This window comes from Acinetobacter legionensis (assembly GCF_048551735.1).
Taxonomy (GTDB): domain Bacteria; phylum Pseudomonadota; class Gammaproteobacteria; order Pseudomonadales; family Moraxellaceae; genus Acinetobacter.
The window spans coordinates 187,485-209,562 of the sequence record NZ_JBIMBV010000006.1 but is presented as its reverse complement, the minus strand read 5'-3'; the positions used below and the strand labels follow the sequence as shown (position 1 = coordinate 209,562).

16 protein-coding genes are annotated in these 22,078 nt (G+C 37.1%); 4 read left to right on the top strand and 12 right to left on the bottom strand.

Annotated features, from left to right (window positions below):
• Positions 1 to 347 precede the first annotated feature (347 nt).
• The 4 genes from ACG9ZL_RS07710 to ACG9ZL_RS07695 are packed head-to-tail and all read right to left on the bottom strand — an operon-like array spanning position 348 to position 4,113.
• Positions 348 to 1,379, bottom strand: coding sequence for an alpha/beta hydrolase (locus tag ACG9ZL_RS07710; RefSeq protein ID WP_419359653.1), 1,032 nt, complete (start codon positions 1,377 to 1,379; stop codon positions 348 to 350).
• Positions 1,379 to 2,527, bottom strand: a complete 1,149-nt coding sequence (locus tag ACG9ZL_RS07705; RefSeq protein WP_419359651.1) for a YdcF family protein — start codon at positions 2,525 to 2,527, stop codon at positions 1,379 to 1,381. The genes ACG9ZL_RS07710 and ACG9ZL_RS07705 overlap by 1 nt, the downstream gene beginning before the upstream one ends.
• A 13-nt stretch (positions 2,528 to 2,540) precedes the next feature.
• Positions 2,541 to 3,569: a UDP-N-acetylmuramate dehydrogenase gene (gene murB, locus ACG9ZL_RS07700; RefSeq protein ID WP_336954181.1), complete on the bottom strand. Its 1,029-nt coding sequence runs from the start codon at positions 3,567 to 3,569 to the stop codon at positions 2,541 to 2,543.
• Positions 3,570 to 3,609: 40 nt separating this feature from the next.
• On the bottom strand, positions 3,610 to 4,113 hold the full coding sequence (locus ACG9ZL_RS07695) for a low molecular weight protein-tyrosine-phosphatase (protein ID WP_419359649.1): 504 nt from the start codon (positions 4,111 to 4,113) through the stop codon (positions 3,610 to 3,612).
• 120 nt (positions 4,114 to 4,233) lie between these two features.
• On the opposite strand from ACG9ZL_RS07695, the gene ACG9ZL_RS07690 reads away from it, so the two are divergent.
• The 3 genes from ACG9ZL_RS07690 to ACG9ZL_RS07680 all read left to right on the top strand — a co-directional run bounded on the left by ACG9ZL_RS07690 (position 4,234) and on the right by ACG9ZL_RS07680 (position 7,333).
• On the top strand, positions 4,234 to 5,388 hold the full coding sequence (locus tag ACG9ZL_RS07690; RefSeq protein ID WP_419359647.1) for an iron-containing alcohol dehydrogenase: 1,155 nt from the start codon (positions 4,234 to 4,236) through the stop codon (positions 5,386 to 5,388).
• Between the two features lie 482 nt (positions 5,389 to 5,870).
• Complete coding sequence (locus ACG9ZL_RS07685) at positions 5,871 to 6,674, top strand: OmpW/AlkL family protein (protein ID WP_336954185.1); 804 nt, start codon at positions 5,871 to 5,873, stop codon at positions 6,672 to 6,674.
• 227 nt (positions 6,675 to 6,901) lie between these two features.
• Entirely contained in the window at positions 6,902 to 7,333 is a 432-nt protein-coding gene (locus ACG9ZL_RS07680; RefSeq protein ID WP_336954186.1) for an acyl-CoA thioesterase, read from the top strand.
• Positions 7,334 to 7,698: 365 nt separating this feature from the next.
• Here ACG9ZL_RS07680 and ACG9ZL_RS07675 read toward each other — a convergent pair whose 3' ends face one another.
• From ACG9ZL_RS07675 to ACG9ZL_RS07655, 5 genes are all read right to left on the bottom strand, one after another.
• Positions 7,699 to 8,418: an MgtC/SapB family protein gene (locus tag ACG9ZL_RS07675; protein WP_419359645.1), complete on the bottom strand. Its 720-nt coding sequence runs from the start codon at positions 8,416 to 8,418 to the stop codon at positions 7,699 to 7,701.
• A 12-nt stretch (positions 8,419 to 8,430) separates the two neighbouring features.
• A complete protein-coding gene (gene mgtA, locus ACG9ZL_RS07670; RefSeq protein WP_419359643.1) occupies positions 8,431 to 11,178 on the bottom strand; it encodes a magnesium-translocating P-type ATPase in 2,748 nt (915 codons plus the stop codon).
• 34 nt (positions 11,179 to 11,212) lie between these two features.
• Entirely contained in the window at positions 11,213 to 11,950 is a 738-nt protein-coding gene (locus ACG9ZL_RS07665; protein WP_419359641.1) for a PA4824 family protein, read from the bottom strand.
• A gap of 816 nt (positions 11,951 to 12,766) precedes the next feature.
• Complete coding sequence (dnaX, locus tag ACG9ZL_RS07660; RefSeq protein ID WP_419359639.1) at positions 12,767 to 15,001, bottom strand: DNA polymerase III subunit gamma/tau; 2,235 nt, start codon at positions 14,999 to 15,001, stop codon at positions 12,767 to 12,769.
• A gap of 710 nt (positions 15,002 to 15,711) precedes the next feature.
• Positions 15,712 to 17,199, bottom strand: coding sequence for an MFS transporter (locus ACG9ZL_RS07655; RefSeq protein WP_419359637.1), 1,488 nt, complete (start codon positions 17,197 to 17,199; stop codon positions 15,712 to 15,714).
• A gap of 114 nt (positions 17,200 to 17,313) precedes the next feature.
• On the opposite strand from ACG9ZL_RS07655, the gene ACG9ZL_RS07650 reads away from it, so the two are divergent.
• Positions 17,314 to 17,901: a TetR family transcriptional regulator gene (locus ACG9ZL_RS07650; protein WP_419359635.1), complete on the top strand. Its 588-nt coding sequence runs from the start codon at positions 17,314 to 17,316 to the stop codon at positions 17,899 to 17,901.
• A 116-nt stretch (positions 17,902 to 18,017) separates the two neighbouring features.
• Here the strand turns inward: ACG9ZL_RS07650 and ACG9ZL_RS07645 are convergent, their stop codons facing one another.
• From ACG9ZL_RS07645 to ACG9ZL_RS07635, 3 genes are all read right to left on the bottom strand, one after another.
• A complete protein-coding gene (locus ACG9ZL_RS07645; protein WP_262086359.1) occupies positions 18,018 to 19,283 on the bottom strand; it encodes a serine hydrolase domain-containing protein in 1,266 nt (421 codons plus the stop codon).
• A gap of 80 nt (positions 19,284 to 19,363) precedes the next feature.
• Entirely contained in the window at positions 19,364 to 20,218 is an 855-nt protein-coding gene (locus ACG9ZL_RS07640; RefSeq protein WP_419359633.1) for a MaoC family dehydratase, read from the bottom strand.
• Positions 20,219 to 20,410: 192 nt separating this feature from the next.
• A complete protein-coding gene (locus ACG9ZL_RS07635; RefSeq protein WP_419359631.1) occupies positions 20,411 to 21,802 on the bottom strand; it encodes a 3-oxoacyl-ACP reductase in 1,392 nt (463 codons plus the stop codon).
• Positions 21,803 to 22,078 lie beyond the last annotated feature (276 nt).

Below are 22,078 nucleotides of genomic sequence, written 5' to 3'. Positions count from 1 at the left end.
AACTTCGAGTAATTTAAACCAATCAATCAATGATAATATTTCGATCAATCAATTAGTAAAAATCCACACAAGTTGTTCTTCATATTCTCTTAATGATTAATTTATCACTTCGTCAGTGATAAATAAGACGCAATAAACATTTAACAACTTAACCCTCTAAGCTAAGTTCGTTTGCTGTATCGCGTCGGGATGCTGCGTATTCTATACAGATTTTAAACCAGTGCAAGCCCTATTTTCAACAAAATGCATTGTGTGATTATTTTTTAATCTAAATACTCAAAAAACCGCATAATTCACTCATTTTTTAAGCAATTTGAGAAATTTAGCTTAAAAATAAGCTAAATCGATCATTCAAAATAGTCACCAGAAGATTGTGCATGTAGAAACGCAGGAATTAATCCCGTTAATGCTGCACGTATATCTGCCCGCTCATTAATCAATTGATGCGATCCTTCTTCAAGAATCAATAGGGTCTGTAATCTAAATTGTCGACGTACAAAATCAATATTATATTTCCAGTCTACAGTTTGGTCTTGTGCGCCTTGGGCCAACCAAACTGGAATGCGGCACTTTGGAAAAGCTTCCATTTCTAACATCCACTTAGACATTGCCAAAATCCAATCCATTCCCATCATTCTGGGCTGTAAAGGATCTTTAAGGCGTACAAATCTTAAAAACTCAGGATTATGATTATTTCTTTTAAAATGACGAGGGACTTCTCTTTTAATTCTTCGAATAATTCCTAAACCAATAGAATTATGCCACCACGCTGTTTTTGCCGGTCGTACTAATGGTGAAAGCAGTAATACCCGATCCACAATGGGATTCTCACGTTTTTGTGCATACTCAAGTAAATGATGCATCCAAATTGCACCACCTGTACTTTGCCCCACTCCCAACCATGGCTTCGGAAGCTGCTCTGCATTTTTTACATATTGATAGACCGCATGTAACACTTGTTGGTAATGATCAAAATTTTGAATATTTGCAGGAGAACCATTACTCAGCCCATGCCCAGGCAAATCATAAGTAATCACACTAAACCCTTGTTCAAGTATTTCTTTCACAATCGGCTGATAAATACCACTATGTTCTAAATAACCGTGCAATAAACACACAGAACCCTTTATTTTATCTATATTAGGTTTGAATACTTGCACATGGAGTTTAAACAATGGCATATCAATAAAACCTTGCCATTGCAAACAGTCCAGTTGATCAAAACCATAAAGACGTTGATAGGATTTTATTTCTTTATTTGGAATATATTCACGATTTAAGTTTAAGGCTTCTAATAGTTGTGGTGTTGTATCTCGACTTGGTATAGGTAAATCGAGTTGCTTTAGAATTGTTGGATTTAAAAATGGAATATCTGCCATTAAGGCACCTCTCTACAGCCACTCGAACCAAACAACATATCTCGGATTGTTGCTAAAGTTTCATAATTGGCTCTACGACTATGATCATAATTTTGTTTGCTAGGCTGCCATACTGTTAATTGAGTTGGCATAGGTGCATTGACAGGAATTGTTTCTATACCATTTAATGCAAATAACCGACGTGTTCTAGGCATATGATAACGATCGGTAATTAATAATACTGTGGGTGCACCACCTTTCTTTTGTAAAAGTAATGAGCTGAAACGTGTATTTTCACATGTGTTCATACTCCTATTTTCTAATAATTTTGCTTGAACACCACGGTCAGACAACCATTTTTGCATATAGGGCGCTTCTACACCGCTGAGTACAATAGGAAGCTTATTTTTTTCTTCTAAGGCCAAGGTTGTCTCAAGTCTTAGCTTAGTATAGTCATTAACAATAATATCTTTTTGATTTTTATCTAAAGTTAAACCACCACCCAAGACTACAATTGCATAAGGCTGACTGATGGGCTTCGGTTGTTCACTGGTTTTGGTTGGCAAACTCTCAAGATCTTCTTGTACCTGCGAACTGGACAATTCATTTGCCAATGTGTGTGAGTTTTCTTGAAGTAATTTTTCATCAATTTTATGTTTTTTTAAGAATGTTAAATATTCATCCATTAGTGCTTTATTGTCTTCACTATTTAAATCCAATAAGTTTTTAACAACATCACTCGACTGATTTTCAACAACATCTGATGCAGCACGTTCAGAAACTAAAGGAATTACGGGTTTATTTTGTTGTAGTTCTTCATTTTTTTGCTCTTTAGCAATTTTTTCTTGTAAGGCTTTATATCGTAACTGAAGTAAGATTAAATCCTGTGCATTTTTACTCTTAATCGCTTCATCCATCAGCTTAAGATAGGCTTGTCGAGCAATCCATAAATCAGACCCAGGTTCTAAGTTTTCAGCCTCCGAAAGCGCAGCATTTTGTTGGCTCTTTGCTGCCACCCGATTCACTTCAACGGGAACAATACTATTTAGGATTTTAACCATCATTGTCGAATAAAATGGCGTATACCAAAAAACGACCAAACAGCCGAACAATACAAATAATATGGCAATTATTCGTAGAAATCTGACCATCCAATGCGGTTTGACCATATATTTACTCAATCTAATGGTTTTCGATTAACCCTAATTCATCATAAAGCACAGGTTCAGGTTCTAAGTGCACACCAAACTTCTCAAAAACATCTTTTTGTACTGCCTGATACGTTGCGCGTACATCTTTCAGTGTTGCATCGGCATAATTCACCAATACCAAAGCTTGTTTATGAAACATTCCTACCTGATTAAGCTGTTTACCTTTCCAACCTGATTGATCAATCAACCAACCCGCTGCAATTTTAACTTGATTCCCTGTTTGAGGATAATGTGGAATATTAGGGAATTTTGCAATTAATTGTGAAAACTCTTGTTGCTTAATAATTGGATTTTTAAAGAAACTTCCCACGTTTGGGTATTCATTCGGGTTCGGGAGCTTACTTTGACGAATCTGAATCACTTGCTTTTGTAAGTTTTCAGCACTCATATCTCCCATCATCGCATTTTTTAAATCTCCATAATTTACTTTTAAATCAGCATGTTTAAGTAATTTAAAAATTACATGGGTAATGACATAACGATCTGGATTATCTTTAAAAATACTGTGTCGATAAGAAAACTGGCAATCTCGTGCTTGAATTGAAAGAGTTTGTGCTGATAGACGATCATAGACTTCCACAGATTGAATAAATTCACCGACTTCCACACCATACGCACCAATATTTTGCACAGGCGATGCGCCGACTAAACCAGGAATTAAAGCCAGGTTTTGTAAACCATAAAGCTGTTGTGTGGTCGTCCACAACACAAAATCATGCCAAACTTTCCCAGCACCCACCTTGATTGTTTTGCTTCTTGCATCTTCGCTTAAAAATTCAACACCTTGTATATCTATAGCAACAACAAGCGCATGGATATGTTCAGGCAACATTATATTACTACCACCTGAAAGCAATAAAACGTTTAAATCATGTGCTTTAGAAAACTGTAATGCTTGCTGAAGATCTACAATAGATTGTATTTTGACATAATGTGATGCAATCGAGCTCAAACTCAATGTATTGAAAGGTTTGAGTTGAACCTGTGATTCAATATTCATAACTTAAATTTATTTCCTAAAAATATTTCAATCACGTGCATTAAAACTGTTGTTGAAACACATGTACCCAAGCCGAACTACTTGATTCACACTGATCAAGTACACGTTCAAATGCATCAGCTTCACCATAATAAGGATCTGGAAGCGCCTGTTGTGGATAAATACAATCGTGCTCACTCATTAAAGCAATTTTAGCTTTAATTTGAGCAAGACCAAATTGGCTGCTGGCTTGGTTATACAAATGCTGTATATCCGCAAGATTTTCATGATCCATGGCAAGAATCAAATCAAACTCTAAAAAGTCTTGTATTTTTAATTGTCTAGCACGTAAGCTAGAAAGATCATAGCCTCTTTTTATTGCATGTTTTTGACTACGACTATCGGGTGATTTATTTGGATGATAATTGCTCGTTCCAGCTGAATCCACAATTACATTTAATCGTTTTTCATCACAATAGTGTCGTAAAACCACCTCTGCTGTGGGTGAGCGACAAATATTTCCTAAGCACACACATAAAACTTTGTATGGCATTTTGGATGACATAACAACCTCAAATGATCATTTCTTTTATAAAGTCTTATGTTAAGTTATTTAGCAGGCGAATCCTATAGAACCTTAAAACAATAATGTTTAATTTGTGATGATAGATTAAGGATAATACATATGAGTCATTTTCAATTCCAAACTGTAGCCAATATTATTTCAGGTTTAGGATCAATCCAAGAACTCAGTACAGTATTAGGCAATCAATACCACAAAGCATTAATCGTGACAGATGCAGGCATGATTCAACACGCATTGCATTTGCCGCTATTAAAAATTTTAGCGCAATGCAATTTAAACTATGAAATTTATGCCGATGTACAGGCAGATCCAGCAGAGCAAATTGTTTTATCGGCAGTTAAATTCGCCAAAGACAATCAAGTAGATGTGGTTATTGGCTTCGGTGGTGGTAGCTCTATGGATGTTGCCAAACTCATTGCGATATTGGCAAATCCAAAGCAATCACAAAGTATTCAGGAAATCTATGGGGTTAATAATGTCAAAGGCCCTCGCCTTCCTTTAATTCTTATTCCAACCACAGCAGGCACAGGCTCTGAAGTAACGCCCATTTCTATTGTCACGACAGGTGAAACAACCAAAACTGGAATTGTTTCTCCAATTTTATATGCAGATGTCGCAATTTTAGATGCAACCTTTACCTCAGGCTTACCTGCACATATCACAGCAGCAACAGGTATCGATGCTATGGTGCATGCAATTGAAGCCTATACTTCTAAAATTAAAAAGAATTTTTATGCAGACATGCTTGCTAAACAAGCACTTAAACTTTTAAATAAAAATTTAAAATTAGTATTAACTGATGGTACAAATTTAGAAGCTCGTCAGAATATGTTACTTGGCTCTATGCTTGCAGGACAAGCTTTTGCCAATGCTCCAGTAGGTGCTGTTCACGCTTTAGCTTATCCGTTGGGCGGTCATTTTCATTTATCACATGGACATACCAATGCTTTAGTTTTATTGGAAATTTTAAAATTCAATGCGCCTGAAGCAAAAATACATTACGCAGAATTAATGCAATGGATTGATCCATATAGTAAAGGTAGCACAGACGGCTTGTGTGATTTATTTATTGATCATATGCAGAGACATTTGGATCACAGTGGGTTGGCTTTGAAGTTACGAGATTTAAATGTACAAGAACACCAACTCGACAGATTGGCATCCGATGCAATGCTTCAGACACGTCTTTTACAAAATAATCCAAGACCGCTAAGCCACTTAGATGCGTTAAAAATTTATCAAACGATTTATTAAAAGTTATCAGTATTCATTTACGAAGTCATACATTAAATAAATTTCTAAATAAAACATTGAGATAAGTTAGCATATTTCATCTTCGTGTTTTATTTTCAAATATCTTCTATATAACTTATACAAACATAAACCATAGTATGCACATAGGGTATATCTCATCAATTTGACTACATTTCAACTCAAACTATAACCACGCAAAAACTACTTTAAAGTTGAAGTTGGTTATTCTTAATATGTGAAAAATCAACGTGACTTATAATGTTTGTTATATTTTTTAATCAATTAAACTTAAAGTTTTTTTAATGAAATAATTTAAAAATCATTAATTTTCAAAAAAATACTCTATTAGATGACTATTTTTATGACTGCCTAGTAATGAGTTTTTATTTAATTTTTATTTAATTTTTAAAATAATTACTCTAAAATCGCGCCGGATCTTAATCGGAAAATTAAGACAACTGATAGTATTGGAAAATCATTTTATGAAAAAACTTACATTAGCGATTCTGCCATTAGCAGCATTTGGATTAAGCAACGTTACTCACGCAGCAACTTCAGATGGTAAGACTTTTGGTGTTTCTGCTGGTTGGTTGCATGTTATGCCTCAAAGTAAAGGACAAGGCGTCAATGGTAAAACTGGTAATAGTCCTTTCTTAGGACCTCTGGCAAATATACAAGCTAATAACCCTGATGCAGGTTTTGAAGTACAAAATGCAGATACAGCAGGCTTGATGCTTGATTATTTTGTTAATGATAACGTTTCACTTGAATTAACTTTAGGTGCTCCTCCTGAAATGGAACTTGCTGGTCAAGGTAGCATTAAAGTTCATGGCCTAACTGTAGTTGATTTGAATAAATTTGATAAAGCTGCAACAACAGATGCTTATACACCAACGCTTTCAGCTCGTTATCACTTTGGTTCAATCAATAACAAGATCCGCCCTTATGTGGGTGCTGGCTTGATGTATGCTCATTTCTCAAATGTTGAGACTGATCCAGCAATCAATGATGCATTAAAAGCTTCACCTATCGGCGCGTTTAGACCTGAACTAGGTAAAGTTAAAGTTGATGATGCGTTTGCTCCTGTTGCAATTCTAGGTGCAGATTTCAATATCAATAAAAATTGGTATGCAACTGCTTCTGTTTCATATGCGCATCTGACAACAAAAGCAAAATTAAATGTAAATGGTACAACGTTAGGCGGACCAACAACTTTAATTTCAGGCCAAAGCAGCATTGAAATTAAACCAATCGTGACTTATTTAGGTCTTGGTTATCGTTTCTAATCAATTTGAACTGAATCAGTTGTAAATTTGAAAAGCTCATTAAGTTATACTTAATGAGCTTTTTTATTGCCCAAACTTGATCGTGAATGTTTTAACCAAAACACTTGTAAAAAAATGCAAAATTCATCTATAAAGTTACTTGTTTATAAAACCATATAAAGAATTGACTTCGTGATTGACAGCGAAAATATTCTAAATATTTAATCTATAGAAATGAATCAATCAAAATGAAACCAGAAATAAAATTACGCAGCCAATATCCCTTTATCTTACCCATCCAAACACGTTGGGCGGACAATGATATTTATGGACATGTCAATAATGTGACCTATTATAGCTATTTTGATACTGCTGCAAATGCGCTATTGATCCACAAAGCAGACTTTGACATACATCATTCACCCATCATTGGTTTGGTGGTAAATTCTTCTTGCCATTTTCTAGAAGAACTCACCTACCCTGAAATTATTGAAGTTGGTGTAGCGATTACAAAAATTGGAAATACATCACTTAGTTATGATCTGGCAATTTTCAAACAAGGTAAAAATGATGCTTCAGCACAAGGTCACTTTATCCATGTTTTTGTAGAACGTGAAACAAAAAAAAGCACCCCGATTCCACAAAAAATGCGAGATTCTTTGCAAAACTATATAATCTGAGTTCAATATAGGTTCTTGATTAAATATGCTACTCAGAAACGTCATCCGTAATAGTCTGAGGCAGGACTTCATTCATAAAGTCTTCTTTCTACGATTTATTGAATGTGTAGCTGGTTGTCGACGATTTTTGCGGTGAGGAGCAAGACTTTGCAAGATGCTTGTCCATGCGAAGCTTAGCTCCTCCCTCCGAAAAAAAGTAGGGCATGCCGCAGGCTGACCCTGAAATTGAATGAAAGCTCAGTAAGACACTGTCAAGATCATTGTTTTCAATCAGTTAAAGATAAGTCGAATTCACTTTATATCATTTAAGACAAAATTAATTCTTAAAAAACTCATCCCCAACATCCTAAAAATAAAGTATCATTTCAAGCGAGCGTATTTTGATCCCAAAAAGCCTGACTCACTTCTGGTATTTGATTTAACATTTCAATAATGGGCTGAATTTCTTTTTCCTCAACGGAATTCGCAATCAAAATCGCTTTAATTTCCACATCTTGCTCACCAAAAGGTTCTACATCAAAATCTTTGGCTGGAAAATGATAACGCTTTAAAGCTTTATTCAGCTCATCCATAACATATTTACTGTGCTCTTTTTGACAAACCACATAAATTTCATGTTGCATTTCCGAATCAACATTTAAAGGCTTACGGTCGATAATGTGCCCAATAGGACGCAATAAAGTATTGGCTGCCAAAATAAATATCGTCGCCAATATTGCTTCCACCAAACGGTCACAGCCTGCCGCAGCACCGACGGCAGCAGAACACCATAAGGTTGCAGCAGTGTTAAGTCCTTGAATATTCCCTTCTTGACGCATAATTACCCCTGCGCCAAGAAATCCAATGCCAGAAACCACATAAGCAATCACACGTACCGAGCCATCAGCACCTGTTAAGTTATTGGCAATATCAACAAATATAGCAGCGCCAAGTGCAACCAACACATTGGTTCTTAAACCTGCAGTACGTTGTCTATACTGTCGCTCAAACCCGATCAATCCTCCTAAAATAAAAGCGCCAAGTAAACTAATCAAAGAATCTAACATATTCGCTAATTCTAGATGTTGCATGAATTGGAGTTGCATTGGTGTTCTCCATTACCAGCCGTAACGACGGATGTAAATTTTTTTCATCAGTTGGACAACCAGTATGTAACCAAGCAAGATTAATGGTAAAAATAAGAAATAACTTAATGGTAAAGCTTGTAGTTTTAAATACTCAGCAAAAGGCCCCATTGGTAAGAAAATACCAACAGCCACAATGACCAAGGTCATGACCAGCAAAGGCATCGCTGCACGACTTTGAATAAAGGGTATTTTTTCCGTACGAATCATATGTACAATTAACGTTTGTGTCAGTAGCCCGACCACAAACCAGCCTGATTGAAACAAGGTTTGCTGTTCTGGCGAATTTGCATGAAATACAAACCACATGAGTGCAAAAGTCAAAATATCAAAAATCGAACTAAGCGGTCCAAAGAAAATCATGAAACGCCCAATTTCATTTGGTTTCCAGCTTTGCGGTTTCTCGATCAACTCATCATCAACATTGTCAAATGGAATGGCGATTTGTGATACATCATAAAGTAAGTTCTGTATAAGCAAATGAATTGGTAGCATCGGTAAAAACGGAATAAAAGCACTCGCTACTAATACCGAAAAAACATTACCAAAATTTGAACTTGCCGTCATTTTGATATATTTCAACATATTGGCAAATGTACGTCGTCCCTCTAGCACGCCTTCTTCAAGCACCATTAAACTTTTTTCAAGTAAAATTAAATCTGCTGACTCTTTGGCAATATCCACTGCTGTATCCACCGAAATTCCAATATCAGCACTGCGTATAGCCGCCGCGTCATTGATACCATCTCCTAAGAATCCAACCACATGTCCATTCTCTTTCAGCTGCATCACAATACGTTCTTTGTGAACTGGGCTTAATTTGGCAAATACTTGAGTATATTCAACTGCAAATTTTAGTTCTTCGTCAGTCATATTCTCAACATGCCCACCTAAAAGTACATGTTCACAATCCAACCCAAGTTCTTCGCAGACTTTTTGAGTAACAAACTCATTATCACCTGTAAGCACTTTGACATTGACGCCATGGGCTGCCAATTGAGCTAGAGCAGGTGCAGCAGATTTTTTAGGAGGATCCAAGAAAGTAAGATATCCAGTTAAAATCAAATTATTTTCATCTGCGACAGAAAAGTGATCTGATCTACCATTAAAATCTCGATATGCGATGGCAATAACACGTAGACCTTCAAGATTAAATTGGCGTATTTTTTCTTGAATAGCTTCAAGATACTCTGGCGTTAATAGCTCAATCTTGTCGTTTATCTCTACATGCGAACAGACTTTCAACATTTCCTCTGCCGCACCTTTAGTGATAATGCGTGCATTCCCTTGTAAGGTGCGGACCACTACTGACATACGTCGACGCACAAAATCAAATGGTACTTCATCCAGCTTCTTAAATTTAAAATTTAGATCTTGCAAGTCTTGTGCAGCATGGTCCAAGATTGCAGCATCCAGTAAATTTTTCAGCCCTCTTTGGTAGTAGCTATTTAAGTAAGCCTGTACCAGTACGCGTTGTGATGTCTTGCCATTTACATCCACATGTTGTGATAAACAAATTTTGTCCTCAGTCAAGGTACCTGTTTTATCTGTACATAAAACATCCATTGCACCGAAATTTTGAATCGCATCTAAACGTTTAACAATAACTTTTTTACGAGATAAAAATACTGCACCTTTGGCCAATGTTGAGGTCACGATCATCGGTAACATTTCAGGTGTTAAACCCACAGCAACAGATAAAGCAAACAACAATGCTTCACTCCAATCACCTTTGGTAAAGCCATTGATAAATAATACAACTGGCGCCATGATCAACATAAATCGAATCAATAACCAACTGACTTTATTTACCCCCATTTGAAATGAGGTCGTCGCACGATCTGCATGTGATACACGATGTGCTAATGCCCCAAAATAGGTTTGTGTCCCTGTATTCACCACCACCGCTTTTGCAGAACCCGACACAATATTGGTTCCCATAAAAACAATATTTTCTAATTCCAATGCATTTTGCAGGGTGTGATCTTTTTGATCAGCAAACTTTTCTACAGGAATAGATTCACCCGTCATCGATGCTTGTGAAACAAAGAGATCTTTTGCAAAGATAATTCGACAATCTGCTGGGATCATATCTCCAGCAGACAATAAAATGATGTCACCAGGGACCAAATCTTGGATCGCAAGCTCAATCTGTTGAGATCCTTGATCTAGGTCATATTGCATGGTTTCAAGATCTGGATCGTCCCAATCTACTTGACGAATCACTGTAGCTGTATTGCTCACCATTGCTTTTAATGCAGCGGCTGCTTTATTTGACTTAAATTCCTGCCAATAGCGCAGCACGGTAGAAAGTACAACCATGGTTGTAATAATGATTGTGCCTTCTATATCGTCAGTAAAGAAAGCCACCAGAGCCAAAATTGTAAGTAAAATATTAAATGGATTGCGATAGGCATACCAAAGATGCTTCCACCACGGTAGTGGTTTTTCATGCGCAAGCTCATTTAACCCAAATTGCTCTTGCCGTTGTTCAACCTGCTTTGCTGACAAACCTTGCATTGTTGTATTTAAATGATTGAGCAATTGGTCTGAAGGTACATAGGAAGCATTGATCAAACTTTGTGAAAGCTTTTTACTAATTTCACTGGCATAACTGGCTTGATGTAATTCTTTAAATGAACGATGACGTTCAAATAAGTGTTGAATATGATATTTTTTGATGAAATTAGAAAATAAACGTTGCCATAGATTATGAAGCATAATGTTCTCCTTTTTTGGCAATAAAGACTTCTTCCTATTGGACAAGAATCGAATTAGATGATTTTTTTATGAGCTTAAAGTTGGTGAGAAACTCAACTCCCACCCCAAACCAGCGACCATCATGGTGGTCAAATCGATCTGCATAAGCCACTTGGACCCTGACAAAATCTTGAATCAACTCATAACCAAATGCGGTTTGAAAAAATACAGACTGATGATCTTGATTAAAGATTTCTGCACTGAGAGAGGTTTTAGCAGTGATCCAATAATTGCTTGAAATTGCAGCTAAAACATACTGAGTATTACCCTGATGTTCATAGGAGATATTGCCATTTAAAAATAAACGATCATCCAGTAATAAATACGTTACGGGCAGATTCACTTTCCAACTGGAGTGGTTATCACCATACATATTTCGGCTTATTGTTAGGGATACAGCCGCGCCCCAACTATTCGATTCCACCGCTTTCAAATTCCGTTTGAATTGAGCTGATATCACATCATGACGATTCTTATTTTGAAGATGATCATCCAATTGAAAGCTTAATTCCAAATTTTTGGCAATACCGCATATTGGAGAAAAACTGGAGTTAACCTCCTGATGTTTATAAAAGTTTATATTACTTTCAAAATGGCAAGTATATAGATCAGCAACACTTGCATCATCTGTAATTAATACAGGATCGGCATATGCTGATTTATGAATAATAAGTAATAAAAAACAGCCCGTAATCAGTACTGTTTCTATCATACAAAGTTGATTGATTACCATCCGTAATCCTCATTGCTGAGGCGGTATGAATCTAAGTGCGCACAAAAACAAGCCAAAATTGAACTGATTAAAGTCAAAATTGAGCTGTTTCACGTCAAAATGGGGATGTAGTTTAAAATCAGATTATAACTGTCTCATTGCAAGACAGCTTTCCTAAAGGCAGCGCTCTCTTGCTCAGATACGAATAATGGCTGTATATAAACTACAGCGCCTCGATGAACAATTTGCCACTTAGGGTCTCCGCTAATTAAAGTTGCCGCAATTATAACCATAAAAATATTTAAAACAAGTGATTTTCAGCATAACAACGCCCATAAATGCCAGATTGATCATCATAATTTGAATTAAAATTCTTATATAAATTGAGAACCTGATGAGATTTTAAAATGATTTACCTTGGCACAGGCAGAAAAGGATTGTGAATATTGCCTAAATTTCGGCAAAATACAGTGGAATAAAAACAAGCCCAATTCCAGTGAAATTGAGCTTATTTAAAACGTTATTTAATCTAGATGTTTTTTATAATTAGGGGCTGTTGACAATTCGTCTACGTTTGCGACTACGTGTGTTTTTAGGCGATACTAGGCACGAAATACGAAATTTAGTCATTCTAAATGATGAGAAACATCGTTTCGCAAGGTAACAACGTAGCGGCAAAAAACACACAAGTCCCGAAGGGTTGTGGCTAAAATTATCTCAGCCTGTGTTACGAAACTCGAAAATAGTCTCGCTATTCTCATTCATGTTTTACGGCGTATACGTCTCATGCTCAATTTTAGTCTACAACGCAAGCCATTTATGAAATGTCTACAGCCCCTAAGCTTTGAGCTGAATATTTTCCAACTTCCCATCCAATGCTTCAATTAAACTTTTGACCAAAGGTTCTTTTTCAAGCATTTCATTCGCACGATCATAAGCTCGAAGCTTACGCTCGTTTTGCATCATATAAGGTGTGGTCGACTCAACTTCACCGTATTGCACTGTAAATAAAGTATTCGGCCACTGCTGTTTTAATTTTGCCTCAAGATCATGTTGTGCTTGATTCAGTATTTTTTCATATTTTTGCGAAATTTGAAAAATAGATTGACCATTCACATCCCCAGTCATTAATCCATGCTGTGCGAGTTCTTGAACAGCAGGAGAAAGTGAGCTGTTTCTAAACCAATATTCCCATTTCTCAACTGTCCACTCACCTTCTAAGACCTGTAATTTTAAGGCAAGTATCTGTTGCGGCGTTTGTTGCTCACCAGAAGATCCTGGTTCTATTTCAGGGATAATATTAGAAACTTGAGCTGGAGTATCTGTTTGAGAATGAATAGGCTCAACTAAATCAATTTCAACATTTTGATCCTGATTCTCAGGTGCTAAAAAAAATACATCTTTATTTAAACTAGACTGAGACGTAGAATTTTTCGGTTGACTCAAATCAGCACCAAATAAAGTTAAACTTGGTTCAGCATTTTCTACTGCAATTTTCTCTTGAACAGTTGGCGACTGCGCTTCAATATTTTGATTATTATGAACAGTTGATTCAACTACAGCGCTTTGTTGTGCTTCCTCAGCAAAGTCATCCAAGTAGTCATCACTACTGGGTTCATGATCAACGCTTTGCTGTTGAGTTTGCAGCTCTTCTATTTCGTCAAAAGCTGGATCTAAATCATTCACTACACGCTGCGAATTGATCTCAACCTGCGGTTGCTGTACTTCTGTTAATGGCGCGTAACTTTCTGGTTGCGGAATTACATTCAAAGCAGCATTTTGTTGTTCATTATTTTTTTCAACAGGTGCTTGCTGAGCCTGCTGTTGATGAGCTGGTTCTTGTTGAATCTGTGCTTGCTGAATTTGCGCTTCTTGAATAATCCCGGCTTGAACAGATGCTTGATGCGGTTGCTGTGACACAGCAACTTGAGCGATATTTTGATTGTTTTGTGGTTGTTCATCTTGAGAGACTACAATTTCATTGATTTGCATCGGTCTAAATGCCAGTAAACGCAATACTGTCATTTCAAAGCCTTGCTCTTGTGTTACTGCAAGTTGTAGCTCCGCTCGACCTTTACAGGCAATTTGATAATAAAGCTGTAAATCTTGTGCAGAGACAATTTTTGATAACTGCATAATTTTTTGATTAATTTCAGCACTGTATTTTAGACTTAAATCAGGCAAATATTGCAACATCGCCAACTCATGCAAAGTTGAAATAAACTGATCTAAAACCAGTGAAACATCTAAAGCCTGTTGCCTAAATTGTAGTAATAACTGACTAACCCGTGCATTTTGATTTTGATGAATTGCCAAGATCAAATCATAAATGATGGTTCTATCAATCAAACCTAGCATTTCTTTGACATCTTGATGATGAATTGCGCCTTGACCATAAGCAATTGCTTGGTCAGTTAAAGACAATGCATCACGTAACGAACCTTGGGCAGATTCAGCAATTTGCCAAATCGCATCTTGCTCTGATGCAATTACTTCTTTATTTAAAATGTCTGTAAGGTGATGGGTAATTTCATCTACAGCCAATGGACGTAAAGTAAATTGCAAGCAACGTGAAATCACCGTAATTGGTAATTTTTGTGGATCTGTGGTCGCAAATAAAAATTTTACATGTTCAGGCGGTTCTTCTAATGTTTTCAATAATGCATTAAAGGAATGCGTCGACAGCATATGTACCTCATCGATCAAATATACCTTAAATCGACCTTGGGTCGGTGCATAAGGTACATTGTCGAGCAACTCACGTGTGTCTTCAACTTTTGTCCGTGAAGCAGCATCGATTTCAATCAGGTCAATAAAGCGCCCTTCATTTACCGCCTTACAAGTTGCGCAAACTTCACAAGGTTTAGAGGTTACCCCTGTTTCACAATTTAAACATTTCGCTAAAATTCGAGCAATCGTGGTTTTCCCCACCCCACGTGTTCCAGTAAATAAATAGGCATGGTGTAAACGTCCACGATCTAACGCACTGGTCAGTGCACGTGAAACGTGATTCTGTCCGACCAATTCATTAAAGTTACGTGGGCGATATTTACGTGCAAGTACCTGATACATGGAAGCTCCTAGTTACAGGTCTAAGGATACTGTTTTTTTACTGATTAGTGAATGAAGAACTGTAGAGTTATTTTTTATTAGAGATAATTCGATCAATTTCTTCTAATTTGACACTGTGCTCTACAATATAAAGTTTATCTATCGCTTAAATAGATTTAAAAACACACAATAGCTAATTTTACTTTAAAAAACACTGACGTGGCAGTGTTAAACAAATCACATTTTGGGCTGCTATAGTTTTTCAATCGCTTCTCCAAACTTTTATATTACACCGTAAAACCTATAGTCAACCTGTCAAAAACTCAGATACAAGAATAGAATTTCTCTTAATCAATATTTTTAATTAAATCAATTATATGGAAAAAATTTTTGATTATAAAAAAGCCTGCAATGCCACACCTTACATTCAAGGTTTAAATAGCTTTGCGTAGGCTATGCCTCACTCTTGCGCTACAAACAAAGCAGTACTTTATTTTTGCTCATATACCCCCGCCTAACGGCGACATCCCTGTCGCCCCACGGTAGGACAACCATCTATAATTCAAAAGTTTCAAAAATGAATTGATAAGCAATAAATAGTTTCTAAAAGTTCATACCAAAATAAAAGCTTCATTTCAGATCAATGGCTACATAAAATCACTTGTATAAACAATTAGTTGCTTGACTATAAATATAAAAACAAGCGCATAATTTAAATCATGCGCAATATTCTAGACAGTAATCTGTTTCTTTGCAGGTAAAGCACGCCAAACAAATACAGATAAAACCAGAAACATCAGACCCGAAATGCCCAAGACTTTACTATGTGAATAAATAAACGCTTCAAAAGCTGCTTGTTCTACCTCTTGCATCAATGCAGGTTCTAACTGCTTGGTCAACAATAATGCCTCACCAATAGAAGAACTTGCTTGAGCTGCGATATTCAGCGGTAAATGCTCAGGCAAGACAATTGAATGCGCATAAAATATAGACAGCAACAGTCCAAAAAACGCAATCCCAAGACCTGCACCTAACTCATACGCCATGCCTTCAATTGCACCAGCAGCCGTTGCTTTTTGTGGAGGTACAGCAGACATAATAGCTGCCGTGGAAGATAATAACGCGATTTCAACACTGATTCCCATCAACACCATCCAAACCCAAGCTTGAATATAATCGATATCAAAATTGGTCATGGCCAAGCCAAAGAAACATAAGGCACACATCAGCATCCCAATAGTTGCAACAGGTCGTAAACCATAATGATTCATTAAAATACTGGTAAAAGGTCCTCCAATACTAATAGCGATCATAAAGGGCAAAATAAACAAACCTGCTTCTAATGGACTATATCCATACACAAACTGTAATTCTTGTGAAAGGAGTAGCTCAAAACCTACTAAAGCTATCATAGCCACCATTGCCATCACAATACTGGTTGAGATCACAGGATTCTTAAACAGACTAAAATCGATCATCGGTTGGGTTGTTTTTAATTGATGGCGGATAAATCCCACCAACAATCCCAATCCAAGCACAAAAATCAAAATCATCCCTAGGCTAAACGCATAGATAGAGGTCTTAATTGAATAAATCAGCATTAAGATTGCAGTGACCAAAATGAGCGCTTGTAATAGATTTAAAGGTTGTTTGGTTTGTACCACTTGCTTTGGCACCAGCCATGTCGTCAATACCAAGACCAAAATAATAATTGGCACGTTAATCAGGAACACGGTTCCCCATGAAAAATGTTCCAGAATAAAACCACCCAACAGTGGACCAAAAGCGGCTCCACCACCACCGACAGTTCCCCAAATACCTAAAGCATAATTACGTTGTTTTTCATCTAAAAAGGTATTGCGAACACCTGCCAAGGTTGCAGGTAAAATCATGGCAGCACCTACACCAAGAAATGCTCTTGCCGCAATCAACATATAGGCTGAACTCGCAAAAGCAGCCATGAGAGAAGCCACACCAAAAATACCAGCACCAATCAGCATCAGACGTTTAAAGCCAATACGATCCCCCAATGCCCCCATGGGCAAAATCAAGCCTGCCATGATCAGTGAATAAATATCAATCACCCAGAGCATTTCATTACTGGATAGTGATAAAGCAGCACTCAATGTTGGGATGGCAACATGCAAAACCGTTGCATCAATTGAAACCGGTAAATAAATTAAAACGATGATTGCCAAAATCACCCAATTGCGGTACATAACACACCTAATTAAAGTTGGACGCTTGTTCAAGTTCCATCATTATAAGCAGACTTGAACAAACGTCCAACTTTGTTTAATATTTGTTTTGTAAATTTTGTTGTATTAAAAGTGATGAATTATTTAAACCGAGAACAACGTCGTACTATGATTTTGGATGCAGCAAAGCGTGTTGCATTACAAGATGGATTGAATGGATTAACTGTGCGCCGTATTGCCGCAGAAGCACAAGTTTCAACAGGGCAAGTACATCATCACTTTCAATCAAGTTCGCATTTAAAGGCAGAGGTTTTTATTCAGTTGATGGATCAACTCAATAAAGTAGAAGATCAAATTAAAACCGACAGTAGCTTTGAACGTTTATCTCTCTTGCTAGGCTTTGAAAATATTGAACAAACTCAACCCTACTTACGACTCTGGAATGAGGCTGAAATTTTAATCGACCAAGATCCAGAAATTAAAAAAGCTTATAATATTACGATGGAACAATGGCATGTTGCCTTGGTTACAGCGATTGAACATGGCATCGCCCAACAAGAATTTAAAATTGCTACAGCCAGCAGTAGCCAAGACATTGCTTGGCGGCTGATTGCTTTTGTTTGTGGTTTAGAAGGAATCTATCAACTTGGCTTAAAAGGTCTAGACCAACACTCGTTTAAACATCATGTCGAAACCATCTTAAAAATGGAGTTACTTGCCTAAGAAAATATAGATGGATCTACATGCCGCTGTATAAAGTCCTTATTTTTAATTCTTTTGCACTATAAGACTCAGCCATCTAACCTTCTATGAAATTTCAATCGCTTTGATCTTAATATTTAAAACCAGCCTTTACTTCCCTTAAGTAAACCATCAGCGCAACGTAATGTTTCTTGGGTCAGTCCCCAAAGACGATAATCGCCTGTGATTGAACCAATGGCAAAATTATGAGTATAGGCAAAACTAAGCCCTCGTTGCGGATCACACCACGCCCCAGAGCCATTATATCCAATATGTCCAAAGCCTTGCTTAGCACGTTTACCCATACTAATCACACGATGGTAGCCTAAACGCCATTTCATAGGAATTGGCATCACGCGATCTCGTTTAATCGATTGGATCTGACTTAACTCTGTAAATATTTCAGGGCGAATTAAAACTTTTCCTTCCCAAACCCCTTTATTTGCCATCATGGCATAAACTTTTGCAAGACTATTGGCGCTAAATACACCATTGGCCGCTGGAATAATCGCTTGAAGCCCTTGGTCACTAAAGAAACTAAAATCACGCATCCCTTTCGGTACCATAGCATCTAAAAAATCTTGCGGATTTTGTCCGGTTAATTCAACCAATTTATCTGAAAATGACGTTTTATGATGCTTCTTAGCTTTGCTCTTACTGGATTTTGTTTCTGTTTTTTGTACTGGCACTGCTTTTTGAATTAAACGCGCCACACGATTTAACTCAGATTCAGGCACACCAAAATAGGCACCATCAAGTTGTAGGGGTTCAACCAAATACTTCTGCATTAACTGTGTTAAAGATTGATGCGTTGCTTTCTCTAAAACACCACCCACCAACCAGCCAAATGTTAATGCCTGATATGCAATATCAGTTCCTACAGCAAAACGAGGTGTGGCCTGCTCCATTACCTTGAGCATATGCTGCCAATCTGCCATTTCAACGGCACCAGCAATAATATTTCGAATATCGTATAAGCCACTTTGATGACTTAAAATATGACGCAGTGTCATATTCTCTTTACCATTTTGAGCAAATTCAGGCCAAAAATTGACTATAGGCGTATCGTAGTCTAAGAAACCTTCACTCACTAAAATATGTGCGAGTGTGGCCAGTACACCTTTCCCTGTGGAATAACAAACCGACAAGGTTCGCTCATTCCATTGCTCAGTTTTTGATTTTTTACCCGTATATATATCGACAACTTTTTCATTTTGAAAATAAACAGTTAAAGCAGCACCACCATTTTCGCTACGACCATCCTGCAAACGACTAAATTGAACAGCGAGATCTTGAAAACGCTCATCCACATAGCCCTGATAATTTTTCGTACTCGCAAAAATAATGTCCGTTAAACTGCTCATTGCCCTATCCTATTTTTTTAATCATAACTTTTTTAATTAAAAAAGCCTGAATCATCTCGACTCAGGCTTTATATTTTATCTTATAAAGCCTTAACCACACCAGAAACATGAGGTTTTTGTGATTTTTGATTACGAATCAAAAAGTCAGTTGTTGTACCATCTTGTGCAGTTAAAAATTCTACTGTTGAAGGTAAATACATCGGCAATTTAAACAATACATCGGCTTCATAAGCTTCTGGTAAGTTGAGCCCAGCGAGAACGCGCGCCTTGCTCCACATCCCATGAGCAATCGCTTGTTTAAAACCAAATGCTTTTGCAGTTAATGCATGGATATGAATCAAGTTAAAGTCACCTGATGTCATAGCATAACGACGACCAGTATTTTCAGAAACTTCCCAAACCGCCTGAACTTGATAATTTGGTTCTTTTTTATCTTTTGGTTTTTCTGTAACTGAACCATCGGTTTTTTGACGTGCTAGATAGGTGGTTAATCCTTGCATGACCACGTCACCGCCAACTTTGGCTGTTGTGATGAAGTCGAACTGAACCCCTTTATCATGGGGCTTTAGCTCACCAAATTGACAAGATAAAGTCAGCTGTTCATTGACCCCAATTTTACGTGTTTGCTTAATTTGATTGCGAATATGCACCAAGCCTAAGATTGCAAAAGGAAATGCTTCAGAGGTCATCATATGCATTTGTAAACTTTGCGATAAAACAGCTAAATAAATCGCGGGAATATACCCATTATTTTTAAAGCCACACACTTCGTTATATGCTTTTAAATGATTTGGATCAATTTTGAATGAATCAACCACATATTCAACTTGCGGTAGAACTTTTTTACCTTTTGGCTTTTTAAAAATTAAACCCTGAATCACTTTTGGATAAGCTAAATATGGCTTAGGAAGCTGACTAAAATGGCGAGTATTCATACTAGACCTTTGAAAAATTAATTCTTATTCAACATTTAAAAAATCCAACATTTCAGTTGAAAATTAACGAATGACAGAGAATAAACATCCTGATTTCGTTCAAGCGAAAGTCAGTGAGAGTGATTATTTAAATACTTAAATAATCACTTCGCAATAATCCCCTAAACGAAACAGGACTTCACTTATGCGTGATTATGCACCCAATAAGCTTTGACCACAAACACGCACAACATTACCATTTAATCCTGTAGATGCTGTAGATGCAAATAAAGCAATTGTTTCAGCAACATCAACAGGTAAACCACCTTGACTCATTGAGTTCATACGACGACCCGCTTCACGGATTGCAAATGGAATTGCCGCGGTCATTTGAGTTTCAATGAAACCCGGCGCTACAGCATTAATGGTAATACCATTTTTTAGTACAGGTGCAGTGAATTTCACCAAACCAATGACACCCGCTTTTGATGCAGCATAGTTGGTTTGACCTAAGTTACCTGCAATACCTGAAATTGAAGATACGCAAACAATACGACCATTTGCATTTAATCCATCATTTGACAATAAATAATCGTTAATACGTTCAGCAGCAGATAAGTTGATATTAATCACCAAATCCCACATCTCTGGCTTCATATTTGCCAAAGTTTTATCACGTGTAATACCCGCATTATGTACGATAATATCTAAACCACCTTGTTGAGCTGCCGCAGCTTTGATTTTTTCACCAGCATCAGCAGCAGTGATATCAATTGCGAGTGTAGAACCACCAATTTCACTTGCAACACGGTCAAGGTCTGCTTGTTGTGGTGGCACATCCAAACAAATTACATGTGCGCCATCACGTGCCAATACATGTGCAATCGCTTCACCAATACCACGGCTTGCACCTGTTACTAATGCAGTTTTGCCAGCAAGCGGTTTTGCCCAGTCAATATCAATCACATCACCTTTAGACACACGAATTACTTGGCCCGATACATATGCTGAACGAGGAGAAATTGCAAAACGTAAACTCGATTCTAAGTTTTGTGCAGCATCTGCATCAACCAGAATAAGATCTGCAGCAATTCCTTTCTTAAACTCTTTACCAACCGATTTAACAAATCCTTCTAATGCACGTTGTGCAATCGCTTGTTTAATCGTTGGTGCAGTTTCCGGTGTTAAACCAATAATAATTACACGACCTGATGTTGCAATTTGACGGGCAACAGGATTAAAAAACTTGTGTAGCTCATGTAATTGTTCTGAATTTTGGATACCTGATGCATCAAATACCACTGCTTTGAATTTTGATTCTTTATCACCTTCATTAAAAGCACCCACATTCAAACCAGATTTTGCAGCAGCTTGTTGTAACTCAGCATTATTCCCTGCATAAGTATTGGCATGAATATTACTAAGAACCTGCGCAACTTCACTAGTAAAATGACTATTTGGCGCTGCACCAAATAATACAGCACCTTTAACGACAGGAGTGGCTGACTCAAAGCGGTCTAGCTGGATTGGTGATGGTAAACCTAAATTTTTTATGACAAATTTACCAATTGGAGATTTAGCAAATGCTTGGTATTGGTCAGACATGTTTCTTATCTCTCATCAAATTAATTTTGTATGGGCTTAAGCTATCTTTTAACTTCAGTATAATCTCAGATATTTAGCTGTGTTGCGCTTTCTTAAATGCCTTGCGTTATTCTTCACGCAAGGCTTAGAGGAATCGTCAACAACGCTATCATCTCTATGACCCATAAGTTTCAGTTAAATCATACTTGAGTTGCCAAAATGATGACTTGACCTGAAAGAATATGCAAATGTCATTATAGTCAATTCGAGTCATAGCCAATTATGTTAATGTAAGCC

What these genes read in the sequence shown, in the direction of transcription:
- ACG9ZL_RS07710 (WP_419359653.1), bottom strand. Translation starts at nt 1,379, where the DNA reads ATGGCAGATATTCCATTTTTAAATCCAACAATTCTAAAGCAACTCGAT.
- ACG9ZL_RS07705 (WP_419359651.1), bottom strand. Translation starts at nt 2,527, where the DNA reads ATGGTCAAACCGCATTGGATGGTCAGATTTCTACGAATAATTGCCATA.
- murB (WP_336954181.1), bottom strand. Translation starts at nt 3,569, where the DNA reads ATGAATATTGAATCACAGGTTCAACTCAAACCTTTCAATACATTGAGT.
- ACG9ZL_RS07695 (WP_419359649.1), bottom strand. Translation starts at nt 4,113, where the DNA reads ATGTCATCCAAAATGCCATACAAAGTTTTATGTGTGTGCTTAGGAAAT.
- ACG9ZL_RS07690 (WP_419359647.1), top strand. Translation starts at nt 4,234, where the DNA reads ATGAGTCATTTTCAATTCCAAACTGTAGCCAATATTATTTCAGGTTTA.
- ACG9ZL_RS07685 (WP_336954185.1), top strand. Translation starts at nt 5,871, where the DNA reads ATGAAAAAACTTACATTAGCGATTCTGCCATTAGCAGCATTTGGATTA.
- ACG9ZL_RS07680 (WP_336954186.1), top strand. Translation starts at nt 6,902, where the DNA reads ATGAAACCAGAAATAAAATTACGCAGCCAATATCCCTTTATCTTACCC.
- ACG9ZL_RS07675 (WP_419359645.1), bottom strand. Translation starts at nt 8,418, where the DNA reads ATGCAACTCCAATTCATGCAACATCTAGAATTAGCGAATATGTTAGAT.
- mgtA (WP_419359643.1), bottom strand. Translation starts at nt 11,178, where the DNA reads ATGCTTCATAATCTATGGCAACGTTTATTTTCTAATTTCATCAAAAAA.
- ACG9ZL_RS07665 (WP_419359641.1), bottom strand. Translation starts at nt 11,950, where the DNA reads ATGGTAATCAATCAACTTTGTATGATAGAAACAGTACTGATTACGGGC.
- dnaX (WP_419359639.1), bottom strand. Translation starts at nt 15,001, where the DNA reads ATGTATCAGGTACTTGCACGTAAATATCGCCCACGTAACTTTAATGAA.
- ACG9ZL_RS07655 (WP_419359637.1), bottom strand. Translation starts at nt 17,199, where the DNA reads ATGTACCGCAATTGGGTGATTTTGGCAATCATCGTTTTAATTTATTTA.
- ACG9ZL_RS07650 (WP_419359635.1), top strand. Translation starts at nt 17,314, where the DNA reads ATGAATTATTTAAACCGAGAACAACGTCGTACTATGATTTTGGATGCA.
- ACG9ZL_RS07645 (WP_262086359.1), bottom strand. Translation starts at nt 19,283, where the DNA reads ATGAGCAGTTTAACGGACATTATTTTTGCGAGTACGAAAAATTATCAG.
- ACG9ZL_RS07640 (WP_419359633.1), bottom strand. Translation starts at nt 20,218, where the DNA reads ATGAATACTCGCCATTTTAGTCAGCTTCCTAAGCCATATTTAGCTTAT.
- ACG9ZL_RS07635 (WP_419359631.1), bottom strand. Translation starts at nt 21,802, where the DNA reads ATGTCTGACCAATACCAAGCATTTGCTAAATCTCCAATTGGTAAATTT.